This window comes from Micromonospora wenchangensis (assembly GCF_002210435.1).
Taxonomy (GTDB): Bacteria; Actinomycetota; Actinomycetes; order Mycobacteriales; family Micromonosporaceae; genus Micromonospora; species Micromonospora wenchangensis.
Window position 1 is genome coordinate 119,766 of record NZ_MZMV01000001.1, and the last position, 24,298, is coordinate 144,063.

The 24,298-nt window shown below is 73.9% G+C and carries 19 protein-coding genes; 13 read left to right on the top strand and 6 right to left on the bottom strand.

Translation table 11 applies throughout. From position 1 onward, the window contains the following. Positions 1-25: 25 nt before the first annotated feature. Positions 26-856, bottom strand: coding sequence for an ABC transporter ATP-binding protein (locus B5D80_RS00475; protein WP_088641727.1), 831 nt, complete (start codon positions 854-856; stop codon positions 26-28). Between the two features lie 131 nt (positions 857-987). On the opposite strand from B5D80_RS00475, the gene B5D80_RS00480 reads away from it, so the two are divergent. Both B5D80_RS00480 and B5D80_RS00485 read left to right on the top strand, forming a co-directional pair. Further along, entirely contained in the window at positions 988-1,995 is a 1,008-nt protein-coding gene (locus tag B5D80_RS00480) for an ABC transporter ATP-binding protein (protein ID WP_088641867.1), read from the top strand. Continuing rightward, complete coding sequence (locus B5D80_RS00485; protein ID WP_088641728.1) at positions 1,992-3,005, top strand: ABC transporter permease subunit; 1,014 nt, start codon at positions 1,992-1,994, stop codon at positions 3,003-3,005. Before B5D80_RS00480 ends, B5D80_RS00485 begins: the two co-directional genes overlap by 4 nt. Positions 3,006-3,103: 98 nt before the next feature. Here B5D80_RS00485 and B5D80_RS00490 read toward each other — a convergent pair whose 3' ends face one another. Continuing rightward, a complete protein-coding gene (locus tag B5D80_RS00490) occupies positions 3,104-4,279 on the bottom strand; it encodes an ROK family transcriptional regulator (protein WP_088641729.1) in 1,176 nt (391 codons plus the stop codon). 200 nt (positions 4,280-4,479) lie between these two features. Here B5D80_RS00490 and B5D80_RS00495 point away from each other — a divergent pair, with 200 nt between their 5' ends. After that, positions 4,480-5,940, top strand: a complete 1,461-nt coding sequence (locus B5D80_RS00495) for a glycoside hydrolase family 3 N-terminal domain-containing protein (RefSeq protein ID WP_088641730.1) — start codon at positions 4,480-4,482, stop codon at positions 5,938-5,940. 125 nt (positions 5,941-6,065) lie between these two features. Here the strand turns inward: B5D80_RS00495 and B5D80_RS00500 are convergent, their stop codons facing one another. Further along, complete coding sequence (locus B5D80_RS00500) at positions 6,066-6,407, bottom strand: STAS domain-containing protein (protein WP_088641731.1); 342 nt, start codon at positions 6,405-6,407, stop codon at positions 6,066-6,068. A 352-nt stretch (positions 6,408-6,759) separates the two neighbouring features. Further along, complete coding sequence (locus B5D80_RS00505) at positions 6,760-7,422, bottom strand: GNAT family N-acetyltransferase (RefSeq protein WP_088641732.1); 663 nt, start codon at positions 7,420-7,422, stop codon at positions 6,760-6,762. A gap of 197 nt (positions 7,423-7,619) precedes the next feature. Here B5D80_RS00505 and B5D80_RS00510 point away from each other — a divergent pair, with 197 nt between their 5' ends. Both B5D80_RS00510 and B5D80_RS00515 read left to right on the top strand, forming a co-directional pair. Next, the gene (locus tag B5D80_RS00510; protein ID WP_088641868.1) at positions 7,620-7,820 is read left to right on the top strand and encodes a DNA repair protein; all 201 of its coding nucleotides are present in this window, start codon (positions 7,620-7,622) and stop codon (positions 7,818-7,820) included. A 232-nt stretch (positions 7,821-8,052) separates the two neighbouring features. After that, on the top strand, positions 8,053-8,571 hold the full coding sequence (locus B5D80_RS00515; RefSeq protein WP_088641733.1) for a hypothetical protein: 519 nt from the start codon (positions 8,053-8,055) through the stop codon (positions 8,569-8,571). A gap of 99 nt (positions 8,572-8,670) precedes the next feature. On the opposite strand, the gene B5D80_RS00520 is transcribed toward B5D80_RS00515, so the two are convergent. Then, positions 8,671-9,399, bottom strand: coding sequence for a Clp protease N-terminal domain-containing protein (locus tag B5D80_RS00520; RefSeq protein WP_088641734.1), 729 nt, complete (start codon positions 9,397-9,399; stop codon positions 8,671-8,673). Positions 9,400-9,581: 182 nt separating this feature from the next. Between B5D80_RS00520 and B5D80_RS00525 the strand changes: the two genes are divergently transcribed. From B5D80_RS00525 to B5D80_RS34690, 4 genes are all read left to right on the top strand, one after another. Beyond that, positions 9,582-10,409, top strand: coding sequence for a DUF72 domain-containing protein (locus B5D80_RS00525; RefSeq protein WP_211291348.1), 828 nt, complete (start codon positions 9,582-9,584; stop codon positions 10,407-10,409). Between the two features lie 329 nt (positions 10,410-10,738). After that, the gene (locus tag B5D80_RS00530; protein WP_088641736.1) at positions 10,739-11,341 is read left to right on the top strand and encodes a DUF4956 domain-containing protein; all 603 of its coding nucleotides are present in this window, start codon (positions 10,739-10,741) and stop codon (positions 11,339-11,341) included. Next, the gene (locus B5D80_RS00535) at positions 11,338-12,174 is read left to right on the top strand and encodes a polyphosphate polymerase domain-containing protein (protein ID WP_088641737.1); all 837 of its coding nucleotides are present in this window, start codon (positions 11,338-11,340) and stop codon (positions 12,172-12,174) included. The genes B5D80_RS00530 and B5D80_RS00535 overlap by 4 nt, the downstream gene beginning before the upstream one ends. Continuing rightward, positions 12,165-14,306 (top strand): CotH kinase family protein, encoded by a 2,142-nt coding sequence (locus tag B5D80_RS34690; protein ID WP_425437132.1) that lies wholly within the window; start codon positions 12,165-12,167, stop codon positions 14,304-14,306. Before B5D80_RS00535 ends, B5D80_RS34690 begins: the two co-directional genes overlap by 10 nt. A 78-nt stretch (positions 14,307-14,384) precedes the next feature. Here the strand turns inward: B5D80_RS34690 and B5D80_RS00545 are convergent, their stop codons facing one another. Beyond that, the gene (locus tag B5D80_RS00545; RefSeq protein WP_088641738.1) at positions 14,385-16,874 is read right to left on the bottom strand and encodes an ATP-binding protein; all 2,490 of its coding nucleotides are present in this window, start codon (positions 16,872-16,874) and stop codon (positions 14,385-14,387) included. Positions 16,875-17,152: 278 nt separating this feature from the next. Between B5D80_RS00545 and B5D80_RS00550 the strand changes: the two genes are divergently transcribed. The 4 genes from B5D80_RS00550 to B5D80_RS00565 all read left to right on the top strand — a co-directional run bounded on the left by B5D80_RS00550 (position 17,153) and on the right by B5D80_RS00565 (position 24,297). After that, positions 17,153-18,445: a chymotrypsin family serine protease gene (locus B5D80_RS00550; RefSeq protein WP_144081525.1), complete on the top strand. Its 1,293-nt coding sequence runs from the start codon at positions 17,153-17,155 to the stop codon at positions 18,443-18,445. 453 nt (positions 18,446-18,898) lie between these two features. After that, the gene (locus B5D80_RS00555; protein WP_088641740.1) at positions 18,899-20,233 is read left to right on the top strand and encodes an MFS transporter; all 1,335 of its coding nucleotides are present in this window, start codon (positions 18,899-18,901) and stop codon (positions 20,231-20,233) included. After that, entirely contained in the window at positions 20,230-22,047 is a 1,818-nt protein-coding gene (locus tag B5D80_RS00560; protein WP_088641741.1) for a prolyl oligopeptidase family serine peptidase, read from the top strand. Before B5D80_RS00555 ends, B5D80_RS00560 begins: the two co-directional genes overlap by 4 nt. Positions 22,048-22,293: 246 nt before the next feature. Beyond that, positions 22,294-24,297, top strand: coding sequence for a RiPP maturation radical SAM C-methyltransferase (locus B5D80_RS00565; protein ID WP_088641742.1), 2,004 nt, complete (start codon positions 22,294-22,296; stop codon positions 24,295-24,297). The last annotated feature ends 1 nt before the right edge of the window (position 24,298 follow it).

The following is a 24,298-nucleotide window of genomic DNA, read 5'->3' on the forward strand; positions in this document are numbered from 1 at the left end:
CGCCGGGGTGGGGTGGGGTGGGGGGTTAGGCGGCGCGGGCGGTCCAGCGGTCGGCGCGGCGTTCGACCAGCAGGGGCAGGCCGAAGGTCTTGCTGAGGTTGTCGGCGGTCAGGGTGTCGGCGAGTAGGCCCTGGGCGACGACGGCGCCGTCCCGCAGCAGCAGCGCGTGGGTGAACCCGGGCGGGATCTCCTCGACGTGGTGGGTGACCAGCACCAGGGCCGGGGCGTCCGGGTCGTGGGCCAGCTCGGCGAGCCGGCCCACGAGGTCCTCGCGTCCACCGAGGTCGAGCCCGGCGGCCGGCTCGTCGAGCAGCAGCAGTTCCGGGTCGGTCATCAGGGCGCGGGCGACCTGCACCCGCTTGCGCTCGCCCTCGGAGAGGGTGCCGTACGTCCGGTCCGCCAGGTGGCCGACGCCGAGCTGCCCGAGCAGGGCGCGGGCGCGGGCCTCGTCGGCCTGGTCGTAGCTCTCCCGCCAGCGGCCGACCACCGACCAGGCGGCGGTGAGCACGACGTCACCGACCCGTTCCTCGGCGGGGATGCGCTCGGCCACGGCAGCGGTGGTGAGGCCGATCCGGGTCCGCAGCTCGGTGAGGTCGGTGCGGCCGATCCGCTCGCCGAGCACGTGCACGACGCCCGTGCTCGGGTGCAGTTGACCGCAGGCGAGGTTGAGCAGGGTCGTCTTGCCGGCACCGTTGGGGCCGAGCACCACCCAGCGTTCGTCCAGCTCGACCCGCCAGTCGACGTCGTGCAGCAGGGCGGTGCCGGATCGCCGGACGGCGACGCCGTCCAGGCTGACCACCAGATCCGCGTCCACGGTCGAGGGGGCGGCTGCGGCGGGGAACGGGTCACCAGTCACCGCCCCATCCAACCACGCAGCCCGAGGCCGCCCCTCACGGGCGGTGGCCCGGCCATAGGGTGGGGCACCGTGTCGTTGGTCACCATCCCGGGAGGACGGCCCATGCCCGTACGAGACGAGGGGTGGTGCGGATGAGCGCGGTCATCGAGATCGCCGGTCTGCGCAAGACGTTCCGCACCATCAGGCGGGGCAGGCGGGTGGCGGTGGACGGTTTCGACATGGTCGTCGAGGCGGGCCAGGTGCACGGCTTCCTCGGCCCCAACGGCTCCGGCAAGACCACCACGCTGCGCGCCCTGCTGGGGCTGGTCAACGCCGACGCCGGGGAGCTGCGGGTGCTGGGTGCGCCGGCCCCGGAGCAGTTGGGTCGGGTCACCGGCCGGGTGGGCGCGATCGTGGAGAGTCCGCAGTTCTTCGGCAACTTCACCGGGCACCGGACGCTGCGGTTGCTGGCGGTGGCCGGCGGCGTGCCGCCGTCCCGGGTGGACGAGGTGCTCGACCAGGTCGGCCTGCGGGAGCGGGGCGAGGACCGGGTGCGCAGCTACTCGCTGGGCATGAAGCAGCGCCTCGCCGTCGCGTCGGCGCTGCTGAAGAACCCGGAGCTGCTGATCCTGGACGAGCCGGCGAACGGGCTGGACCCGGCCGGCATCCGGGAGATGCGGGACCTGATGCGCACGCTCGCCGGGTCCGGGGTGACCGTGCTGGTGTCGAGCCACATCCTGGCCGAGATCCAGCTGATCTGCGACCACGTCACGATCATCGCGCGGGGCCGCCGGGTGGCGGCGGGCCGGGTGGACGACGTGCTGGCCGGGCACGACCCGCACGAGTGGCGGGTCCGGGTGGCCGAGTCGGAACGGGGCGCGGGGCTGCTGCGGGAGGCCGGGCTGACGGTCGCCGTCCACCCCGACGACGTGCTGGTGGTCGGGGGCGCACCGGAGCCGGAGCTGATCAGCAGCACCCTCGGTGGGCAGGGCCTGTGGGTCCGCGAGCTGACCCCGGTCCGGCCGGACCTGGAGAGCGTCTTCCTCGACCTCACCGCCGGGGCGACGCCGCCGGGGCAGCCGGACGGCACCGACGCGGGTGACGCCGACGAACCGCTTGTCGAACTGGACCGGACCGACGGTCGGAGGGTGGACGCGTGAACCTGGTCCGTGCCGAGGTGGAGCGGTTGGCCGCCCGCCGCTTCGTCCAGTTGATGGTGCTGCTGCTCGCGGTGGCGTTCGCGGTGACCACCGCGACCACCCTGATCGGGTCGCACCGGCCGACGGCGTCGGAGATGTCCGCCGCGCAGGAGCAGGCCGCGCAGGCGGTGGCCGTGCTGGAGGCGGAGCACACCCGCTGCCTGCGGGTCCGCGCCGGCGAGATCCCGATCACCGAGGACGCCGGGTACGTGCCGGCCGACTGTGCCGAGGTGGACCCGGCGCGGATGGAGCGGCTGCCGCTGGCCACCGACTACCTCACCTCGGTCTTCATCTTCTCCCAGGAGGCGCGGGGGCTGCTCTACTTCCTGATCGCGTTCCTGGTGCTGTTCGGCTTCCTGGTGGGCGCGTCGTACATCGGTGCCGACCTGAACTCGGGCGGGGTGGTGAACCTGCTGCTGTGGCGTCCGGGCCGGCTGACCGTGCTCGGCACGAAGCTGGGCACCCTGGTCGGGGTGGTGGCCGCGCTCGCGGTGCTGGCGTCGGCCCTCTACCTGGGCACGTTCTGGACGATCGGGCAGACGGCGGGGGTGCCGGGCCCGCTGGACGGGCAGTTCTGGGGCGGACTGGGGGCCATCTACGGGCGGGGCCTGGTGCTGGTGCTGCTGTCGACCGCGCTCGGCTTCGGGATCGCCACGCTGGGCCGGCACACCTCGGCGGCGCTCGGCGCGGTCGCCGCGTACGCGGTGGTGTGGGAGATGGGCGGCCGGCTGGTGTTGCAGATCCTCGACGTGGCCCGGGCGGACCTGCTGATGCTCTCGAACTACCTGGGTGCCTGGCTGTCCGGCCGGTTGGAGTTCTGGGACGACCGGGGTTGCCCGCCGGGCAGCGGCGTCTGCGACGGCGGCGTCTACGCGATCACCTGGGGGCCGGCGCTGCTGGTGCTGCTGGCGTTGACCGGTGCGGTGACCGGGTCCGCGTTCGTCGCGTTCCGCCGCCGCGACCTGGTCTAGGGCGGCCCGACCCACTGCGCCGGTCACGGCAACATCTTGCCGTGACCGGCGCAGTGGTGAAGTATTCCTTCATGACGACGGACGGGCGGGGTGGTCGGTCAGCCGACGGTCGACCCGAACACCTCGTCCCGCACGGCGTCCAGCGCGGTCCGCAGCGCCCCCCGCAGGATCGGCTCCTCGGTCAGCCCGGTAGGCACCACCCGGGGCCGGACCAGGGTGATCGCGGCCACCTCGTGCTGCACCCGCTCGGCCAGCGCCGCCCCACCGGCCTGCCCCACCTCACCGGCGAGCACCACCAGCGGCGGGTCCAGCACGACGCAGGTGCTGGCCACCCCGAGGGCGAGCCGTCGGGCCAGCTCGTCGAGCAGCGGGCCACCGGCGGTGCCGGCGGCGATGGCGGCCCGCACCGCACCCGCCGCGTCGGGCGCGTCGATGCCGTGCTCCCGGGCCACCGCCTGGACCGCGTCCGCCCCGGCGAGCTGCTGGAACGCGGGCTTCGCCCGGCGCGAGACGTCCCTGGGGATCGGCACCCCCGGCACCGGCAGGTAGCCGATCTCGCCGGCCGCGCCACTGCTGCCGTGGTGCAGCCGACCACCCAGCATGATCGCCAGGCCCACCCCGGCACCCACCCAGACCAGGACGAAATCCGCCAGCCCCTGCGCGGCCCCGGACTGCGCCTCGGCGACGGCGGCCAGGTTGACGTCGTTCTCGAAGACGACCGGGGTGTGCAGGTCCTCGCGCAGCGCGGCGAGCAGGCCCCGGTGCCAGCGGGGCAGGTTGAACGCGAAGGTGATGTCCCCGGTGGCCGGGTCGACCAGACCGGGGGTGCCGAGCACCACCCGCCGTACGCTGTCCAGCTCCGCGCCGGCCCGGCTGGCCGCCTGCACCACCGCCGTGTGCACCACGCCGACCGGGTCGTCGGTGTCCCGGGTGGACTGCTCGACCTGGCTGACGACCGCGCCCGTGATGTCCGCGCAGGCGGCCACCACCCGTTCCGCGCCGACGTCCACCCCGACCACGTACGCGCTGCCCGGCCGCACGGCGTAGAGCTGCGCGTTCGGCCCCCGCCCACCGGCCTGTTCACCGACCCGGGCGACCAGGCCCCGCTCCTCCAGCCGCTCGACGAGCTGCGAGGCGGTGACCTTGGACAGGCCGGTCAGCTCGCCGAGCCGGGCGCGGGTGAGCGGGCCGCGTTCGAGCAGGAGCTCCAGCGCCGCACGGTCGTTGAGCGCCCGCAACAGTCGGGGGGTTCCGGGCAGCCGGGTCGCACTCATGCCACGTCCTCTGGTTTTCGTAAACTCTGCTTACCGAATCGCGTTGATCAGGGATGTCCGTAGCGTATCGGCCGCCCCGCGGCGGGGAACTCGGACGACCCGGCCGCCCGTGCCGACACACGTGCCGTCTGCCGGCACCCGCCGACCGCCGGCCGGTCCGGCGTCGGCGCGGGTCCGGGGCGGCGGGAGAGGGGGTTCAGGTGGGGGTCGATCCAGGACTGCGCCGGCTGGCGCTGGGCATGCTGCTGGCCGCGTACCCGGGGCAGGTGCCGCCCGACTGGGCGGTCGCGCTGGTCGCCGAGGGGCTGGCCGGGCACACCCTGTTCGGCGGGAACGTGCACGACCCGGGCCAGCTCGCGGCGAGCACCGCGGCGTTGCGCGCCGCCCGGCCCGACGTGCTGGTCGCCATCGACGAGGAGGGTGGCGACGTGACCCGGTTGGCGCACGCCACCGGCAGCCCGTACCCGGGCAACGCGGCGCTCGGCGCGGTCGACGACACCGCGCTCACCCGGGAGGTATACGCGGCGATCGGTGGCGAACTGGCCGCCGTCGGCGTCACCGTCGACCTGGCCCCCACTGTCGACGTGAACACGGCCGACGAGAACCCGGTGATCGGCACCCGCGCGTTCGGGGCCGACCCGGGCCGGGTGGCCGCCCACACGGCCGCCGCCGTGGCGGGTCTCCAGTCGGTGGGGGTGGCGGCCTGCGCCAAACACTTCCCCGGCCACGGCGCGACCGTCGCCGACTCGCACCACGAACTACCCACCGTGGACGCCGACGCGGCGCTGCTGCGGGCCCGTGACCTGCCGCCGTTCGCGGCGGCGGTCGACGCGGGCGTGCAGGCGGTCATGACGGCGCACATCCGGGTGCCGGCGCTGACCGGGGACGGGCCGGCCACGTTCAGCCGGGCCGTCCTGGTCGACCTGCTGCGCGGCGAGTACGGCTTCACCGGCGCGGTGGTCACCGACGCGCTGGAGATGAAGGGCGCGGCCGTCGCCGCCGGTGGGGTCGGGCCGGCCGCCGTGCGGGCCCTGGCCGCCGGGGCGGACCTGCTCTGCCTGGGCGCGAAGGTCGACGCGGCGCTGGTCGAGCGGGTGGTGGCCGAGATCGTCGGGGCGCTCGGGGACGGCCGGCTCGACCGGGCCCGGGTGGAGCAGGCCGCCGGTCGCGCCGCCGCGCTCGCCGCCTGGACCGGTGCCGCCCGCCCGCCCGCTCCCACCGGGCCGGCCGAGCCCGGCCTCGGGTACCGGGCCGCCCGCCGGGCGGTGCGGGTGGAGGGCGACCCGACCGGGCCGGCACGGCCGCTCGTGGTGCAGGTGTACGCCGCCGCCACCGTCGCCGAGGGCCGGGTGCCGTGGGGGCTGGGCCCGCACCTGGCCGACGTCGAACAGCTCCGGGTGGTCGCCACCGAGGTCGACCCGGCCACGGTGCGGCGGCTCGCCGGGGACCGGCCGGTCGTGCTGGTCGGACGGCACCTGCACCGGCTGGCCGGCGGTCCCGCGCTGGTCGAGGCGCTGGCCGCGACGCACCAGGTGACGGTGGTGGAGATGGGCTGGCCGGGGCGGTGGCGGCCGGCCGGGGCGCGGGCCTTCGTCACCACCTACGGCGCGAGCCACGCCAACGGCCGGGCGGCGGCGGAGGTGCTCGGCCTGACCGGCTGACGGGCCGTCCCCGATGGGCGGGCGCACCTGCGCGGAAGAGCCGGCCGGGCCGGCGACGTGCCGCTGACCGGTCCGCCTCGACGCCGGCCACGCCCGGGGCGCGACCGGTCGGCGCCCCGGACCGGTCAGCGCCGCCAGGGGGCCGGGTCGCCGTAGTCGTCGGGGAGGCCGAGCAGCCGGCCGACCGCGGTGATCCGCAGGACCCGGGACACCACCGGTTGCGGGTCGACCAGTCGTAGGGTGGCCCCCCGGCCGACCGCCTCGGCCGCCCCGCGCAGCAACGCGGCCACCCCCGTCGAGTCGAGGAATGTGACGGCTGTCAGGTCGACGACGATCTCCAGCAGACCGGGGTGGCACAGCGCCTCGTCGAGGTCGCGTTGCAGCCCGGGGACGGTGGCGATGTCCAGGTCACCCACCGGTGCCAGGACCACCCGCCCGTGCCCCTCGCCCGGTGTCGGCAGCTGCATGTCCGTCCGCTCCTGGCCATCCGGCCGTTCCCGACCGCGCGCCGGCTCTCGCCGCGACGCCCGACCCTACCGGTGGCTCCTGACATCACCCTGGCGGGCAGCCGGGGGAGCGGACGACGAGCACGTTGCGTCACCGGGCTTCGAGGGCGAAATTCTTCCTTAACCCCAGCTCAAGTCCATTACTGGACAGAGAGAACCCGCCGGCCACCCCTTGCCGAGCGGGCATCCGAGTACGTAGCGTGACCGGCACCGAGGGTCGACCGGTGGCCACCGGTCACGGCGGGGCCTGGGGCAGGCAGCGGACCGTGGATCCGGCCCGGGATCCACGGTCCGCGCCGCCGGCCCGCCGCCCTCACGGCGGGTAGACGCCGTAGGTCGACCAGCCCCGGTCGGCGAACCCGGCGGCCTCGGCGACCCGGGCGGAACCGGTGTTCGCCGGATCGTGCCGGTAGGTGGGGACGGCGCCCTCGTCGAGCACCCGGCGGGCGGCCTGCGCGACGAGCCGGCGCGCCAGCCCCCGGCCGCGCGCCGCGGGCACCGTGCCGACAGCCAGCTCGTGCCCGTACGCGTCGTGCCGCTTGATGCCGACGCCGGCCAGGTAACCGCCGTCGGCGTCCCGGACCACGAGCACCTCGCGGTCGAACAGGTGCAGCCAGGGTGGCAGGGCGGGATCGGCGGGGGGCGTCCAGCAGCCCACGTCGGGGAGCGCGGCCGGCGCGAGGCACCACCGGAACACGTCGTCGTTGACCACCCACCCGGGTTGCCCGACCAGCGTCGGCAGCGCCCCGGACAGGGCGGACCGGGGTCCGGCGGCCAGCTCACGGACGGCCGCGACCAGCCCGGGTGGCACGGAGAGCACGGTGCTGCCGCCGGCCCGGACCGCGACCGCCGGACGGACCCGGCCGTCCCAGGCCGGACGCACCCGCCGCCACGAGCCGACCACGTGCAGGCCGGGCGGCGCCGGCCACTGCCCGAGCCAGGTCGCCAGGTGCAGGTACAGCCGCCGGTCCAGCACCGCCCGCCCCTCTCACCCGGTGGATCACTTCATGATCCACGGTACGCCGGGCCGTCCCGGCCGACGCCCGGTTGCCGGGAGCGCGTCATGGGTAGAGGGGAACCGGACCGTGAGCTGCCTCACCGGAACCCGGTCCATCGACCGTGCGTCATATCTATTTCCATACATGGACACCTTTCTTTGGGACGGTAATGGCCATGCCCATGCAGCCGAACGAGCGGTACCAGCAGGACAGCGCACGACTGTGGAACACCGCGGGGGGTGCCGGCCGGTTCCCGGCCCAGCCGCGCTACCGGGAGGCCCGGTGCGGTCGCGGCGTCGACGCCCGACTGTCCTGGGGTGAGCTGAACACCCTCCCCGCCGGCATCTCCTCCCGACGCGGCCTCACCGCCCACTGACCCGGCACGGCGCGCCCGCGACGACGGCCCCGGTCCGTCCCCCGTGGCCACCGGCGGACGCGCCCGGACCGGCGACCGACGACCGCGCCGACCCGCCGGGTGCCACCGCGCGGCCGCCGGCGGCTCCACCACGCGCCAACCGTCCCACCGGGGTGTCCGGCCGGGGCGTTCGCACACCTGTCGGGTAGCGTCTTGTGGTCGATTCCGGCCAGCGACAGGAGAACCGCAGCGCATGGGCAAGAAGACGATCCACGTCTCCGACTTCAGCGGCACGGTGCTGCGTCCCGACGACGAGGTGGTCCGGGTCGTCGTGCTGGAGCACCCCGACCTGGTGGCCGGGCCCGTGCAGTTGGACGCCACCGTGACCGAGGTGGAGAGCATCGACGACGCCGCGCTCGACGTGGCGGTGGTCGAGATCCACGACCGGCACGCCGGTGGGGAACCGCGCCGGGTGGTGCTGACCGCCAGCGAGTTCGACGCGATGGCGACCGACACCCCGATGGCCCAGTTGCTGCGTACCGCCGAGCGGGTCCGCCCGCCGAAGGCCCGCAAGAGCACCGAGAAGATCGACTACGGCACCCTGGAGCACGCCGGGAAGCCGCACCGGGGGCGGGTCACCGAGGACGAGGCCCGGCTGGTGCGCGAGCAGCTCGACGAGGTCAACAAGCGCCTCGCCGACGCCGGCATCCGGCAGATCGACCCGGCCGACCCGGAGCACGCGCTGCGGTACGGCTTCCCCACCGGCGACTGACCGGCCGGCCGGGCGCGCCCCCGGTGCCGCGCCCGGCCCCGGCCTGCCCTTCCCTTTCCCGGCCTGCCGTGCGGGACGGCCCCCGGCCAGGTCGGGCTGTTACTTGCCGTCGGCGAATCCGGCGAGGGCTGCGGCCAGGTGGGCCTCGGCCCGCTCCTTGGTCAGGCCGAGGCCGGACAGCACGCCCGTGCCGTCCTCCAACTCCAGCAGGGCCAGCAGGATGTGCTCGGTGCCGACGTAGTTGTGCCCGAGCCGCAGCGCCTCCCGGAAGGTGAGTTCGAGGGCCTTCTTGCCCTGCGCGTCGTACGGGATCAGGTCGGGGACCTGGTCGGACGCGGCGGGCAGCGCGGCGGCGACCGCCTCCCGGACGGCGTCCGGGCCCAGCCCTTCGGCGACCAGGGCCCGGGCGGCGAGGCCTTCGGGTTCGGCGAGCAGGCCGAGCACCAGGTGTTCCGGGCGGATCTCCGGGTTGCCGGCGCTGCGGGCCTCCTCCTGCGAGGCGATCACCACGTTGCGGGCACGCGGGGTGAAGCGGCTGAAGCCGGCGTTGGGGTCCAGCGTCGCGGCCGCGTCGGCCTTCGCGGCGGAGCGCTTCTGGGCGGCCTGCTTGCTCACCCCCATGCTGTTGCCGATCTCGGTCCAGGAGGCTCCGGAGCGGCGGGCCTGGTCGACGAAGTGGCCGATCAGGTGGTCGGCGAGGTCGCCGAGGTGGTCGGCGACGAGCACCGCGTCGCTGAGTTGGTCGAGCGCGTCCGGCCGGGCCTTCTTGATGGCCTGGATCAGCTCGTCGAGGCGGACAGGGTGCGGGAGCTGAGTGGATTCCGTCATGCGTCAACCATAGGTTGACGCTCCCGGATCGTCAACCGGAAGTTGACGATCCGCGACCTCCGGGGCGGGTCCACCGGACCGCCCGTGGCGCGTCGCCGGCGCTCCGATAGCGTGCGGCGATCGGACGGGTCGGGTGGCGTCGCGGGAGGGTCGGGAGCATGCGGTTGCACGTCGGCTGCGCGATGTGGACCCACCGGTCCTGGCAGGGGCGGCTGATCGCCCACCCGCTGCCGGTGCACGAGCGACTGCGGCACTACGCCGGCTGGTGTGACGCGGTCGAGGGCAACACCACGTTCTACGCCACCCCGACCCGGGAGACCGTGGAGTCCTGGGCCCGGCAGACCGGTCCCGACTTCCGGTTCGTCCTCAAGCTGCCGAAGGTGGTCACCCACGAACGGCGGCTCGTCGACGCCGACGCGCCGCTGCGGGCCTACTTCGACGCGATCGCCCCCCTGGGCAGCCGGACGCACGCCCTGTGGATCCAACTGCCGGGGTCGTTCACCCCGACGGACGTCCCCGTGCTCGCCGACTTCCTGCGCCGGCTGCCACCAGGACACCGGTACGCCGTCGAGGTCCGGCACCCCGCCTTCTTCCGGGAGCCCCGCGCGACGCGACTGCTGGAGGCGGTGCTCGCCGAGGCGTCCGCCGAGTGGGTGCCCTTCGACACCACCGCGTTCTTCAGCACCCCGCCGACCAGTGACGCGGAACGGGAGGCGTGGACGAAGAAGCCCCGGCTGCCGTTGCGGACGGCGGCGCTGACCGACCGGCCGATCGTCAGGTACCTCGGCCGCGACGCCGAGGCGGAGACCGTGGCGGGCTGGCAGCGCTGGGTGGAGATCACCGCCGGCTGGTTGCGGGAGGGCCGCTCGCCGACCGTGTTCGTACACACCCCGGACAACGCCGACGCACCGCTGCTCGCCCGCCGGTTCCACGACGAGGTACGGGCCCGGGTGCCCGCCCTGGCGGCGCTGCCCGAACCGATCCCGACCGGGCCGCTCACCCTGTTCTGACACCCGCCGGACGCCCCGTCGAAGGTTCCGGCCATCCCGCGCCGGACGGTCCCGAAAGTTTCGACACCCCGGCCCGGACACTCCGCCGAGTGCGGCCCTCCGCCAGCCGCCCCTCCCCCGCCCGGAGCAGCCGTCTCGTCGGCGTCTCACCACGTCACCCACACAGGACAACTGATTGACGTTTCTCAATGTTATGCCTACAGTTCCGAAAGAGTAACCGAAAGTTTACCGAAAAGATGATCGGCTCCGGCTGACCGCCGTGGCTTCTCCCCGGGCTGACGCAGGCGGTGCCGGACCGGCACGCCGACGAGCCGGGAGGAACCAGAGACATGACGCAGGTCATCCTGTTCGCGATCGACATCTGCGCGGTGGCGCTGCTCGTGTTCGGGCTCTACTTCCCCCGACACCGACGCCGCGACCTCGTCGTCGCCTACCTGGGGGTCAACGTCGGGGTCCTCGCGGTGGCCAGCGCCCTGAGCGCCAGCAACGTCGGTGCCGGAGTCGGGCTGGGGATGGCCCTGTTCGGGGTGCTGTCCATCATCCGGCTCCGCTCGACCGAACTGGACCAGCACGAGGTGGCGTACTACTTCTCGGCCCTCGCCCTCGGCCTGCTCGGCGCGCTGGGCACCCGCTCGGTCTGGCTCAACGGCGGCCTGATGGCGCTCATCCTCGCGGTGATGTTCCTCGGCGACCACCGCCGGGTGTTCCGGCACTACCGGCACCAGATCCTGGTGCTCGACTCGGCCGTCACCGACCACGTCGCCCTCGTCGCCCACCTGGAACAGCTGCTCAACGCCCGGGTGCACGTCGCCACCGCCCAGCGGGTCGACCTGGTGAACGAGACCACCGTGGTCGACGTGCGCTACTCGGTGGCCCACCGCACCCCGGCGACCACCCCCGGTTCGCCGGTGCCGGCGGGAGCACGTCGATGACCCCGCCGCCGTTCGCGTCGGCGCTGGCCGGCCTGCCCCCGGTCGGGCTCGCCGAGCTGATCGACCGGGCCGCGCTGCAGAGCCGGGTGGACCGCAAGTACGTCGTCGCCCTGGACGAACTGCCCGGCCTGCTCGACCGGATCGCCCCGTCCGCCCGGGTGCTGGACATCGACGGCAACCGCACCTTCCGCTACGAGTCGGTGTACTTCGACACCCCCTGCCTGGCCAGCTACCACGGCGCGGCGTACCGGCGGCGGCGACGCTTCAAGGTGCGCACCCGCACCTATCTCGACTCGGCGCAGTGCTGGCTGGAAGTCAAGGTCAGCGGAGCCCGGGGGCTGGTCACCAAGCACCGGCTGCCCTACCGGCCGGAGGACCGTCGTACCGTCCGGTCGGGGCGGGACTTCGTGGACGAGGCGCTCGACCGCGAGTCGATCCGGTCCGCCCCCGCCGGTGGTCACCTCGAACCCGTGCTGGTGACCGGCTACCGGCGTACCACGCTGCTGCTGCCGGCGACCGCGAGCCGGGTCACCATCGACACCGACCTGCACTGGCAGGACGACCGCCGCGCCCTCGGCCTACCCGGGGTCGCCGTGGTCGAGACCAAGACCCGGTCGGCGGCCGGCCCGGTCGACCGGCTGCTGTGGCAGCGCGGCACCCGACCCGCCCGCATCTCGAAGTACGCGACCGGCCTGGCCGCCCTGCGACCGGACCTGCCGGACGTGCCGTGGCGGCGGACGCTGCGCCGCCACTTCCGCGACGCCACCGGGTCGGCCGCGCCGGCACCGGCATCCACCACCACCCGAGTCACCCAGGAGACATCGTGCGTCTGACCGTCCGCCCGCCCACCCGACGTACCGTCGGGATCGCGGCCGTGGCCATGCTCCTCACCGGGCTCCTCGTGCCGCACACCGCACAGGCCGGCCCGTCCGCCGCGACCGCCGGCCCGCCCCCCGCCCGCGCCGGGGTCACCACCGGCCTGGACACCTCCGCCGCCGACGCCATTGCCGCCGCCGGGGCGGCGGACGAGCTGGTCGGCGACATCGTCTTCTCCCGGCCGAGCGGCACCTTCCAGGGGGAGATGACGGTGTCGCTGAGCACCGCGATCGGCGGCGCGCAGGTGCGTTACACCACCGACGGCCGGCTGCCCACCGCGCAGTCGCCGGTGTACGCCGGCACACCGCTGCGGTTCACCCGGACCACCCAGCTCCGCGGGCAGGCCTTCGTCGGCCAGACCGCCGCCGGTGCGCCCGGGACCGCCATGTACGTCGCCCAGAACGTCGCCACCGCCCACGACCTGCCGGTGGTCCTGCTCGACTCGTACGGTGCCGGCAAGCCCGGCCGTGAGTACCTCGACGCCACCGCCATGGTCTTCGAGCCGGGCGGCGGTGGCACCACCTCGCTGGCCGCGACCCCGACGGTCGCCACCCGTGCCGGGTTCCACCTGCGCGGCCAGTCGTCGGCGTCGTTCGAGAAGACGCCGTACCGCGTCGAGCTGCGGGGCAACGACAACGACGACGCCGACTACCCGGTGCTCGGCATGCCGGCCGACTCCGACTGGGTGCTGCGCGGGCCGTTCAGCGACAAGGCGTTGATCCGGGAGGCGCTCGTCTACGACCTCGGGCGCGAGATGGGCATGCCGGCGCCGCGGTACCGGTTCGTGGAGTTCTACCTGAACACCGACGCCGCCCCGGTGGCCGCCGGTGACTACATGGGCGTCTACATGCTGGTGGAGACGATCAAGAACTCGAAGAACCGGCTCGACCTCAAGCAGCTCGACGAGGACGACCTGACCCTGCCCAAGATCCAGGGCGGGTACATCTGGAGCTTCGAGTGGCTGGCCGCCGAGGAGCCGACGCTGACCTGCACCGGTGCGGCGGCGACCTGCTGGAACTACCTGGAGGTGCGCGACCCCTCACCGTTGCAGGCACCCCAGCGGGACTGGCTGCGGGGCTACGTCCAGGAGTTCAACGACGTGCTGCGGGCACCGAACTCCGCCGACCCGGTCACCGGCTACCGGAAGTACATCGACGTCGACTCGTTCGTGGACCAGATGGTCCTCAACGAACTCAGCCGGGAGATGGACTCCTACATCCGCAGCGCGTACTTCTACAAGGACCGCGACACCAAGATCTTCGCCGGCCCGCTGTGGGACTACGACCTCACCTTCGGCGTCGGCGGCTACTTCGGCAACGACCAGATCGCCGGCTGGCAGTACCAGCAGACCCGGCAGCCGCTGGCCAACGACTGGTTCCCGCAACTCGTACGCGATCCGGCCTTCGTCAACCAGCTCCGGTCCCGCTGGCAGACGCTACGCCGGGGCCCGCTCGCCGACGCCGCCCTGCAGACCCGGATCAACGCGCTGGCCGCACCGTTGACCAACGCCGCGCAGCGCAACTTCCAGCGCTGGCCCAACCTGACCGCGCCGATGGTCGGCCCGTTCTACACCCCGACCGCGTCCACCTGGCAGGGCCAGGTCCAGGCCATGCGGGACTGGATGCTGCGCCGGGCGGCCTGGTTGGACTCCACCGCCGGTTGGGGTGGCCCGGTCACCACCCCGCCCCCGTCGCCCACGTCACCCGCCCCGACCACCCCGCCGCCCACCACCACCGCACCGCCGACGACGACCCCGCCGCCGCCCACCACCACCCCGCCCCCGGGCACCGCGCGCTGCACCGCGACGTACACCGTGACCAGCCAGTGGACCGGCGGGTTCCAGGGCGAGGTACGGGTCACCGCCGGCACCTCGGCGATCAGCAACTGGACCGTGACCTGGGCGTACGCCAACGGCGAGCGGGTCACCCAGGCCTGGAACGCGACAGTGACCAGCCAGGGCACGACGGTCACCGCCCGCAACGTCGCCTACAACGGCGCGCTCGCGGCCGGTGCCAGCACCTCGTTCGGGTTCCTCGGCTCGTCCACCGGCAGCCCCGGCCTCCCGGTGCCGAGCTGCACCACGGGTTGACCCCGGGCTACCTGGCACCGGCCGGTCTCTTCCGCCGGTGCCAGGTGCCGGGTGCCGGGTGCCGGGTGCCGCCGATCGTCAGTCCCCGGCCGCGGTCCCGGTCGTGGCCCGGTTCAGCCGTTCCCGGACCCGGGCGGCGTCCGGGTGGCCGAGGTCGTCGAGGATGTCCAGCGCCCGTCGCCAGGTCCGCACCGCCCCGTCGAGGTCGCCCGCCGCGTGCCGGGTCTCGGCGAGCCGGGCCAGGGTGTCCGCCTCGTCGTACCGGTCGCCGATCCGCCGGTACAGCGCCAACGCCTGGCCGTAGCAGCGGACCGCCTGCCGGTGGTGGCCGAGCCGGTCGTGGATGAAGCCCAGGCTGTCCCAGGTGTTCGCCTCGCCGTGCCGGTCGCCGGTCGGGCGCAGCAACGTCAACGCCTGGGCGCAGTGCTCCAGCGCCGGGCCGTACTCGCCGAGCTGGGCGTGCGCCCACCCGACCGCGTTGCGGGCGCTGGCCTCCCCCGCCGGGTGGCCGGCGGCCCGGTACAGCGCCAACGCCCGCTGCCCGTGCCCCAGCGCCTCGGCGTGCCGGCCGAGCCCGTCGAGCATCGCCCCGAACGCCCGGTGGGTACGCGCCTGACCGGTGCGGTCGCCGAGCGCGCCGAACAGGATCAACGCCTCCCGGTAGTGCTCCACCGCCTCGTCCACCCGGCCCAGCCGGCTGAGCACCCGGGCGAGATCACGGTGGGCGTTCGCCTGCCCGGGCCGGTCGCCCGCCCGCCGCGCCCCGGCCAGGGCGGCCTGCTGGGCGGCGGCCAGGTCCGACCAGTTGCCCCGGCGCTGGAGGAAATCCACCAGGCTCCAGGCCAGTTGCCAGGCGTGACCGTCGAACCCGTGCCGCCCGGCGTGGGTGACCGCCGCCAGTAGCACCGGGTACTCGGCGGTGAACCAGGCCAGCGCCCGCCCGTGGTCGGTCGGCTCCTCGGGGTGCACCCCGGGCAGGGGGTCGGCCGGGGCCACCGGGTCGCGGCCGGGTTGCAGCAGCAGCGCCGCCGCGTGGGCGGTGTGCACGTAGTGGTCCAGTCCCCGCCGGACCGCCGCCTCCCGGTCCCCGGCCGGGTCGAGGTTCCCGGCCAGCTCCCCCGCGTACGCGCGCAGCAGGTCGTGCGCGACGAACCGGCCGGGCGCGTGCTCGGTGACCAGGTGGGCGTGGGCCAGCTCGGCCAACAGCCGGGACACCTGGCTGCGGGGCAGGCCGGCCAGGCTGGCCGCCGCGGCCAGCCCGACGTCGGGCCCGGGGTGGCAGCCCAGCAACCGGAACAGTCGCGCCGCCGCGGGCGTCAGGTTCCGGTACGACCAGGAGAAGACCGACTGCACGTCCGTCCCGGTGTCCCCACCGTCGAAGGAGTCCAGCAGGCGCGGCGACTCGCGTAGCTCGTCGACGATGGTCGCCAGCGGGAACGTGGGGTGTGCCGCCCCGCGCGCGGCGAGCACGGCCAGTGCCAGCGGCAGCCGTACGCAGCGTTCGATCATCTCGTCGACCGCCTGCGGCTCGACGGTCAGCCGGTCCGGGCCGAGCCGCCGGGCGAGCAGTTGCCACGCCTCGGCGGTGCTGAGCAGGTCGACGGCGATCTGCCGGGCCCCCTCGGCGGTGATCAGGCCGGCCAGCCGGTTGCGGCTGGTGACCAGGAACAGGCAGCCGGGGCTGCCGGCCAGCAGCGGCCTGACCTGCTCGACGTCGCGGGCGTTGTCCAGCAGCACCAGCATCCGCCGGCCGGCGAGCAGGCTGCGGTAGAGCCCCACCTGCGCGGGCAGGTGGGTGGGAATCCGTTCGAGCGGCACCTCCAGGGCCTCCAGGAAGCCCCGTACCGCCTCGGCGGGTGTGACCACCGCGCCGGTGGCGTCGAATCCGCGCAGGTCGACGTAGAGCTGCCCGTCGGGGAAGCGGTCGGCGACCCGGTGGGCCCAGTACACCGCCAGGGTCGTCTTGCCGACGCCGGCCGTACCGGACAGGGTCAGCGTGGTGGTCGGCTCGCCGTCGCCGGGCGTGCCGTGGCCGGCGCAACCGGCGTCGAGCTGGGCGAGCTGCGCGGCCCGGCCGACGAACCCGGGCAGCGCCGGGGGCAGTTGGCGGGGTACCGGCAGCCGGGCCGGCGGCGTGCCGGCCCGCCCGCCGCCGGCCCGGGAACGGACGACCGCGCGACCGGCCCGGCCGGTGGACGGGTGTTCCGGGCTGGCGAGCCGGCGGCGCTCCTCGACCCGGTCCCGCGCGGTGGCCAGCGCCCCCTGCTCGGCGGGGCTGGCCCCGAGCAGCCGGATCAGGGTGTCGAAGCGCTCCGGCGGGGGCAGGATGTTCCCGGCGAAGTACTCCCCGATCACCCCCCGCGACCAGCCGGTCTTCGCCGCGAGCTGGCGGTAGGTCAGCGGGGTCTCGCCCTGTTGCCGGGCCTCCCGGCGGCGGAGCTGACGCAGCAGGGCGGCCAGTTCCGGCACGGTGTGCACCCCGGTGTCCGGTGGGGACACCGGGGACGCCGAGCGGACCGTCCCGGCCATCGTCTGCCGAGCGCCCGAAGGTCCCCGTTGGTCGGACATGCGGCCTCCACCCCCGGCCATCCGTCGCCCCGGATTGCCGACAGGGGGAGGGTAGGACCGGCGGCACAGCGTCGGGTAGGCGACCGCCGATGTATGACAGTTCCATGTCGGGCGGGTTTCGCCAGGCGCAGCCGCCCAGCGTTCGTCCGCCGTCCGTCCGGCGCTGTCCGGGGGTGTCCGGTGGTGTCCAGGATGCGCCGCCGGACACCCCCGACGCCTGTCAATGTCCCCAGGGCGGGTCGAGGCCCGCACCAAGAAACCCTGGGGAAGGGGTACGTATGTCTCGTCCACAACCGACCGTGCTGCGGTCGACCGGGCTGCTGCGCCGGGCCGCCGCCACGGCGTTCGGCGTCACCATGCTCGTCGCCGGGGTGGCCACCGCACCGGCCACCGCCGCGCCCGCTCCCGCCGCCGGGGGCAAGGCCACCACCGCCGGGTCGTTCGTCGACAGCACGCCGGTGCCGGGCGGCTTCGCCTCCTGGAAGGAGCTGCTCGAACTCCAGCAGCGGATGAACACCGCCGCAGCCCGGATCACGAAGCTCGCGCAGCGCGACGCGAAGTCCGGTTTCGCCGGTGTGATCGCCGATCCCACCGCCCGCAAGCTACAGGTCTTCTGGAAGGGCGAGGCACCGGCCGGCCTGGTGGCGACCAGCCGGGCGACCGTGCCGACCGAGGTGCTGCCCGCCGCGTACACCCGACGGGAGCTGGACGTCGCGGCGGCCAAGCTGCGCCGCTCGGCCGGCGACAGGATCACCACGGTCGGGCCGCGGGCCGACGGCGCCGGACTCCTGGTCGGCACGCAGAGCGGCCTGCTCGGCGCGGCCAGCATGGCCGGCGTCCCGGTGACCGTGCAGACCGGGGTCTCCGCCGCGCCGGCCACCCGGTGGGACGACACCGCGCCGTGGTGGGGCGGCGGCGCGTGGCGCAACGCCACCACCGGTGGCGGCTGCTCGACCGGCTTCGGGGTCTTCCAGGGCGGGTCGGCGCGGATGCTCTCCGCCGCGCACTGCGGCAACATCAACAACGCCGCGACCGACCCGACCGGGCAGTCGATCGGCATCGTCGGCACCCGCAACGCCGGCACCGACACCCTGCTGCTGTCGGGCAGCTCGGGCGGACGGGTCTTCAACAACAGCACCGACGCCAACGGCGCGGTGGTCAGCGAGTTCAGCAACCAGGTGATCGGCGCGCAGGCCAGCCAGGTCGGCAACTTCGTCTGCACCTCGGGGGCGTACTCGGGGACCCGGTGCTCGATCCAGGTCAAGGCCCGGAACCTGTGCATCAACGTGCGTGACTTCGGCACGGTCTGCGGCCAGGTCCAGGCGGAGAGCACCACCCGCACCAACGCGGTCGGCCAGGGCGACAGCGGCGGCCCGGTGGAGATCGTCAACCCGGCGAACACCCTCCAGGTCTGGGCCACCGGCACCAACACCGCCATCGACGACGGCGGCGCGGCGACCGCCTGCACCGGCTACCGGCCCACCGGCCGGGTCTGCGCGTGGCGGATGTACTACGAGGACATCTTCTCCGGGCTGGCCGGCGTCGGCGCCTCGGGCGTGATCCTCGGCTGACGGACCCGACCCCCGGCCGACGGGGGCCGGCGGAGGAGGGTGGACCGGCGCGACCCCGTGCGCCGGTCCACCCGTTCGTCGTCGCCTGGTCCGGACAGGATTCACAGAATCGTCGACCGGGAGGACGGCAGCATTTTGTGACATCGTCACGCGTCATTAATTGACGACGAATCCCACTGGCTGGAAAACAACCGTCACCCGGACCGGCCCCAGGTTCGGTGCGTAGTGCAGATTCTTTGACAGAGGTGCACAAGCCGCCCATCATCCCCACAACCGATTAACCGCCATAACTGGCCGCATTTGAATCCTTGCTTTCCGCACACGACATTGTTAGCCTCGGACGCACCCCACTCACCATTGGGGATAGCAATTGTCACCCGGATCACGCGAACTCTTACCGACAGACCTCGCACACAGATTTGGGAAAAACATGGAAACTGTGCGGCCGAGGCTATGACAGCCACCCCCACCGCAGCGGTCGAGCCGGGCGAGAATCCCCACCGCGGCGGCGATTTCCACCGTTACTGGATCGCCGGGGCGATCGACCAGATCGGGTCGCAGGCCACCGGCATCGTGCTCCCGCTGGTCACCCTGGCCGTGACCCGGTCACCGGCGGCGGCCGGGCTGGTGGGCGCGCTGGCCCTCACCGGTCGACTGGTCGCCGCGCCAGTGGCGGGGGTGCTGGCCGACCGGCTGCCGCGCAAACGCATGATGGTCGTCTCGCTGCTGGTCGCGGCCGGTGCGATGACCGCGATCCTGGTCTCCGTCGCGGCCGGTGTGCCGACCCTCGGGCTGCTGGCCGCCGCCGCGTTCGTCGAGGGGGTCGCGCAGAGCGGCTACGAGGCGGCCGGTTCCGGCGCGATCCGGCGGCTGCTGCCCGTCGACGACCAGAAGGCGCTGGCCCGGCTGGAGGCCCGCAACAACGCCGCCCGGATCGCCGGCCCGCTGCTCGGCGGCGCGCTCTACCAGCTCGCGCGCTGGCTGCCGTTCCTGGCGGACGTGGTGTCCTACCTGGTCGCGGCGGCTCTGGTGGCCACCATCCGCACCGACCTCACCCCCGAGCGCACCCAGCGCACCTCGTTCCGCACCGACCTGCGGGAGGGGCTGCGGTTCGTCTGGGGGCAGCCGTTCCTGCGGTTCGTGACGATCTGGGCGGCCGGCATCAACTTCACCTTCGGCGCGCTGGTCTACTACGCCATCCTGACCGCCGGCCGGCAGGGCGCGCCGGCCGCGTCGATCGGCCTGATCCTCACCATCGCCAGCGTCGGCGGCCTCACCGGCGCGTTGGCCGCCCCGATGGTCTTCAGCCGGGTCCGGCCGGTCACCGTCATCGTGTTCGCCTCGTGGGCCATGGTCGGCCTGGTCGTCGCAATGTCCCAGGCCCGGCAGACCTGGAGCTACGGCCTGCTGTTCGGGCTGGTCTTCCTGCTCAGCCCGCTGCTCGGGGTGATCTTCCAGTCCCGGGTGATCGCGCTGACGCCCGACGGACTCCAGGGTCGGGTGGCCACCGTGATGGGCACCGTCGGCGAGGTGCTCCAGACGCCCGCACCGCTGCTGGCCGGGGTGCTGGTCGCCTGGTACAGCCCCGCCACGGTAGCCCTGGTGTTCGCCGCCGCGCTGGCGCTGCTGGCCACGTACACCACTCTCGTCGTGCGCCAGCTCCGCGCCGGCTCCGGCGCGACGGCCGGCACCGACGGCAGCGCCGCCGCCGACCCCGCCACCGACGACGGCCGGAGCGCCGACGGCGACGCCGGGGCCAGCCCCGACCCCGAGGAGGCCCGCCGATGAGCCGCGGCCACCGGCTGTTCTATCCGGCGCTACCGGTCGTCGCCGAGCACGCGCCGCACCGGGCGGTCTACGTCGGCGACGCCGACGGCCGCTGCGAGATCCTGGCCTGGGACCGGGCCGCCGGCACCGCCCGGCAGGTGACCGACCGGCCGGCCGGCACGGTCCGGGCGGCGCTCGACCCGGCGGGGGCCACCATCTGGTGGTTCGACGACGACCTCGGCGGGGTGGGCACCTGGCGGACCTGCGACTTCGACCGTCCCGACCGGTCGGTCGAGGCGCTGCCGTCGGTGCTGCCCGCCCGGCACGCCGGCATCGCGATGGCCGCCGACGGCACCACCGCCGTCGGCCTCTCCGACGACGGCGGGATGACCGTCTTCCTGCGCACCGGCGACGGTCGGGTCGGTGAACGCGTCCACGTCGGCGGCTACGCCTACCTGGTCGACCTCGACCCGGCCGGACGGCTGCTGGTGGTCGGTGCGGACGCCGCCACCGACCCGGCGGTCACGGTGTTCACCGCCGACGGCGTCCGGGTGGCCGCCATCGGCGGCGGGCCGGACCGTCGGGTGTGGGCGCTCGGCTTCGCACCGGGCGTCGACCCGGCCCGGCTGCTGCTGGTGGTCGAGGACGAGGGGGGCTACCTCCCGGCCACCTGGACCGCCGCCGAGGGGGTGGTCCGGCACGGGTGGTGCCGCTTCGACACCGAGATCACCGCCGGCTGGTTTCCCGACGGGCGGCGGCTGCTCGTCCGGCAGGACCGGCACGCCCGCACCCTGCTGTACGAGGTGGACCTCGCCGCCCGCACCCGGACGGTGGTCGACACCCCGCCGGGCAGCGTCCTGGACGCGGCGGTCTGGCCGGACGGCGACGTCGCGTACGTGTGGACCGACTCGGTGACCCCGCCGCAACTGCGCTCCGTGCGGGGGGTGGAGCTGCCCGAGCACCCCGGCGGTCACTCCGAGGCTGGCGGTCCGGACGCGGGCGCGGCACCTGCGGACTACCGCCGCGAGGAGATCCGGGTGCCCGGACCGGGTGGCCCGATCCCCGCCCTGGTGGCCCTCCCGGCCGACCGGGAAGGCCCCCGGCCGGCCGTCTTCCTGGTCCACGGCGGGCCGTTCCAGCACGCCCGCGACGCCTACGACCCGCTGGTCGAGATCCTGGTCAGCACCGGCTGCGCGGTGGTCCGGGTCAACTACCGGGGCTCCAGCGGGTACGGCGCGGCCTGGCGCAACGACTTCTCCGCCGGGGTCGGCCTCACCCAGTTGGAGGACCTCGCCGCGGTGCGCGCCCACCTGGTCGCCGAGGGGGTCGTCGAGGACCGGCGCACCGCACTGTGGGGCACCTCGTGGGGCGGCTACCTGACCCTGCTCGCGCTCGGTCGGCAGCCGGAGCTGTGGCGGCTCGGAATCGCGATCAGCCCGGTGGCCGACTACGTCGCCGCGTTCGAGGCGGCCACCCCGGCGGTCCGGGCGCTGGACGTGCTGCTGTTCGGCGGGACCCCGGACGAGGTGCCGCAGCGCTACGCCCGGTCCTCGCCGGTCACCTACGTCGACCGGGTCCGGGCGCCGGTGCTGTTGGCCGTCTCCACCGGTGACGTGCGGTGCCCGCCGGGGCCGGTGGAGCACTACGCGCGGCTGCTGGCCGAGCGCCGCGTCCCGCACCAGGTGGTCCGGAGGCGGGCCGGACACGAGGACTTCGACGCGCAGAGCCACCTGGCTCTGATGCAGACCGTGCTGCTGTTCATGCAGCGGCACTTCGACGGCGTGCAGGACGAAGGCACCCCGATCGCGCTCGCGATGGCGCGACCGGTGGGCTGACCCCGGCACGTGACCTGTCCCCGCGATACCGGAGAGGAGGTGAACGACATGCGCAAGAACGTTGTCGAGAACGACCCGATCAACGGCAACCGCGACCAGCTTCGGGCCTCGAACGTCACGGTCACGGTCACGGTCAAGGTCAGCTTCTAGCGGCCGTACGGGGTGCGGGCCATCCGCCCAGGCAGGTGGTCCGCACGCCGTATCCCCCGTCATCCGGCCCGGACATCACGAGAAAGGAGAGTTCACGTGCGGGTTCTGCTGGTCAATACGCCCTGGACTTCCATCGACGTCCCCTCGTTGGCGATTGGAATCCTCACCAACAGTGTCCGCCAAAAATTGCCGGATGCCGAGGTGGAGGCCGTCCACGCGAATCTCGACTTCGTCGACTGGGTGGTCGACCGGACGGAGTTCGGGCTGAGCGACTATTACTACTACTCGTTGTTCACCTATTTCGCCGGCTGCGGCGACTGGGTCTTCTCCTCCGCCCTGTACGACGATCCGCAATGGCGCGTGAAGGAGTTCACCGACCGCGTCCGGACCCAGATGACGGAGCGGGAACTCGCGCTCAACCTGGAGCTGCACCGGTTGGCGCCGGAGTTCGTCGCCGAGCTGGCCGACCGGATCGTCGCCCGGGAACCCGACGTCGTCGGCTTCACCTCCACGTTCCAGCAGAACGCCGCCGCGCTCGCCACCGCCCGGGCGGTCAAGAAGCTGGCCCCCGGCATCCGTACGGTGATGGGCGGCGCGAACTGCGACGGCGAGCAGGGCGCCGCGATCCACCGCAACTTCTCGTTCGTCGACTTCGTGGTCCGCGGCGAGGGCGAGGCGGTGTTCCCCCGGCTGCTCGCCGCGATCGACGCGACGTTGCCGGCCGCCGACGCGACCCCGCCGGCCGCCGACGCGACCCCGCCGGCCGCCGACGCGACGCCACCGGCGGCCGGCGCGGTGCCGGCGGACGCGCTGACCGGCATCGAGGGTCTGTGCTGGGCCGACGCCGACGGTCGTTCGGTGGCGAACCCGATGAGCAGCAAGCCGCTGCCGCCGGCCGAGATCGTCGCGCCGGACTACGGGGGCTACTTCGAGCGGCTGGCCGCCTCCCGGGCCCGCAACTGGGTCGAGCCCCGGCTGGTCGTCGAGGGCGCGCGGGGCTGCTGGTGGGGCGAGAAGCACCACTGCACGTTCTGCGGCCTCAACGGTTCGTTCATGCAGTTCCGCAGCAAGCACCCGGGCAGGTTCTACGACGAGATCATCGAGCTGGTCGAGCGGCACCAGGTGCTGGACATGTTCGTCGTGGACAACATCCTCGACATGAGCTACGTGACCTCGCTGCTGCCCCGGCTCACCGAGTCCGGCTACGACCTGCGCCTGCAGTACGAGATCAAGTCGAACATGAAGGGCCCGCAGGTGCAGGCGCTGGCCGACGCCGGCCTGGTCAGCGTGCAGCCCGGCATCGAGAGCCTGAGCAGCCGGGTGCTCAAGCTGATGGACAAGGGGGTCAGCGGCTGCCTCAACATCCGGATGCTGCGCGACGCGGAGACCAGCGGGATCACCATCGCCTGGAACTACCTGTACGGGTTCCCGGGCGAGACCGACGCCGACTACCTGCCGGTCATCGAGCAGATGCCGGCCCTGCACCACCTGTGCCCGGCCGACGGCAGCACCCGGATCGCCATCGAACGGTTCAGCCCGTTCTTCGTCCGTCCCGAGCTGGGTTTCACCGACCTGCGGCCGGCGGCGCAGTACCGGCTGATCTACGACCTGCCCGAGTCGGAGCTGATGGACCTGGCGTACCTGTTCGACGTCCCGCCGCAGGGCATCGACGGCGAGACAGCCGCCCGGCTGGACCGGGCGGTCACGCAGTGGCAGCACGAGTACGCCCGCAGCCGGCTCACCCACCACGACCTCGGCGACGAGATCGTGCTGGTCAGCCGACGCAAGCACTTCGACTGGCACGTGCTGCGGCTGACCGACCCGGTCGAGGTGGCCGTCTTCCGGCAGCTCGACCAGCCGCACGGCATCGCCGCGTTGAGCCGGCGGTTGTCGGTCGACGAGCCGGTCCTCACGGCGTTGCTGCGGCGCTGGCGCGATCTCGGCCTGGTCTACGAGGACGCGGGGCAGTTCATCCAGATCGCGCCGCAGGCGATGAACCAGGACCTGCTGCGCATCGACCACCTGCACGTGGAACGCGAAGCCGCGGAGACCAGGGCCGCCGCCGAGGCGGGCGAGCCGGCCGTGCTCACCGCGGTCTGAG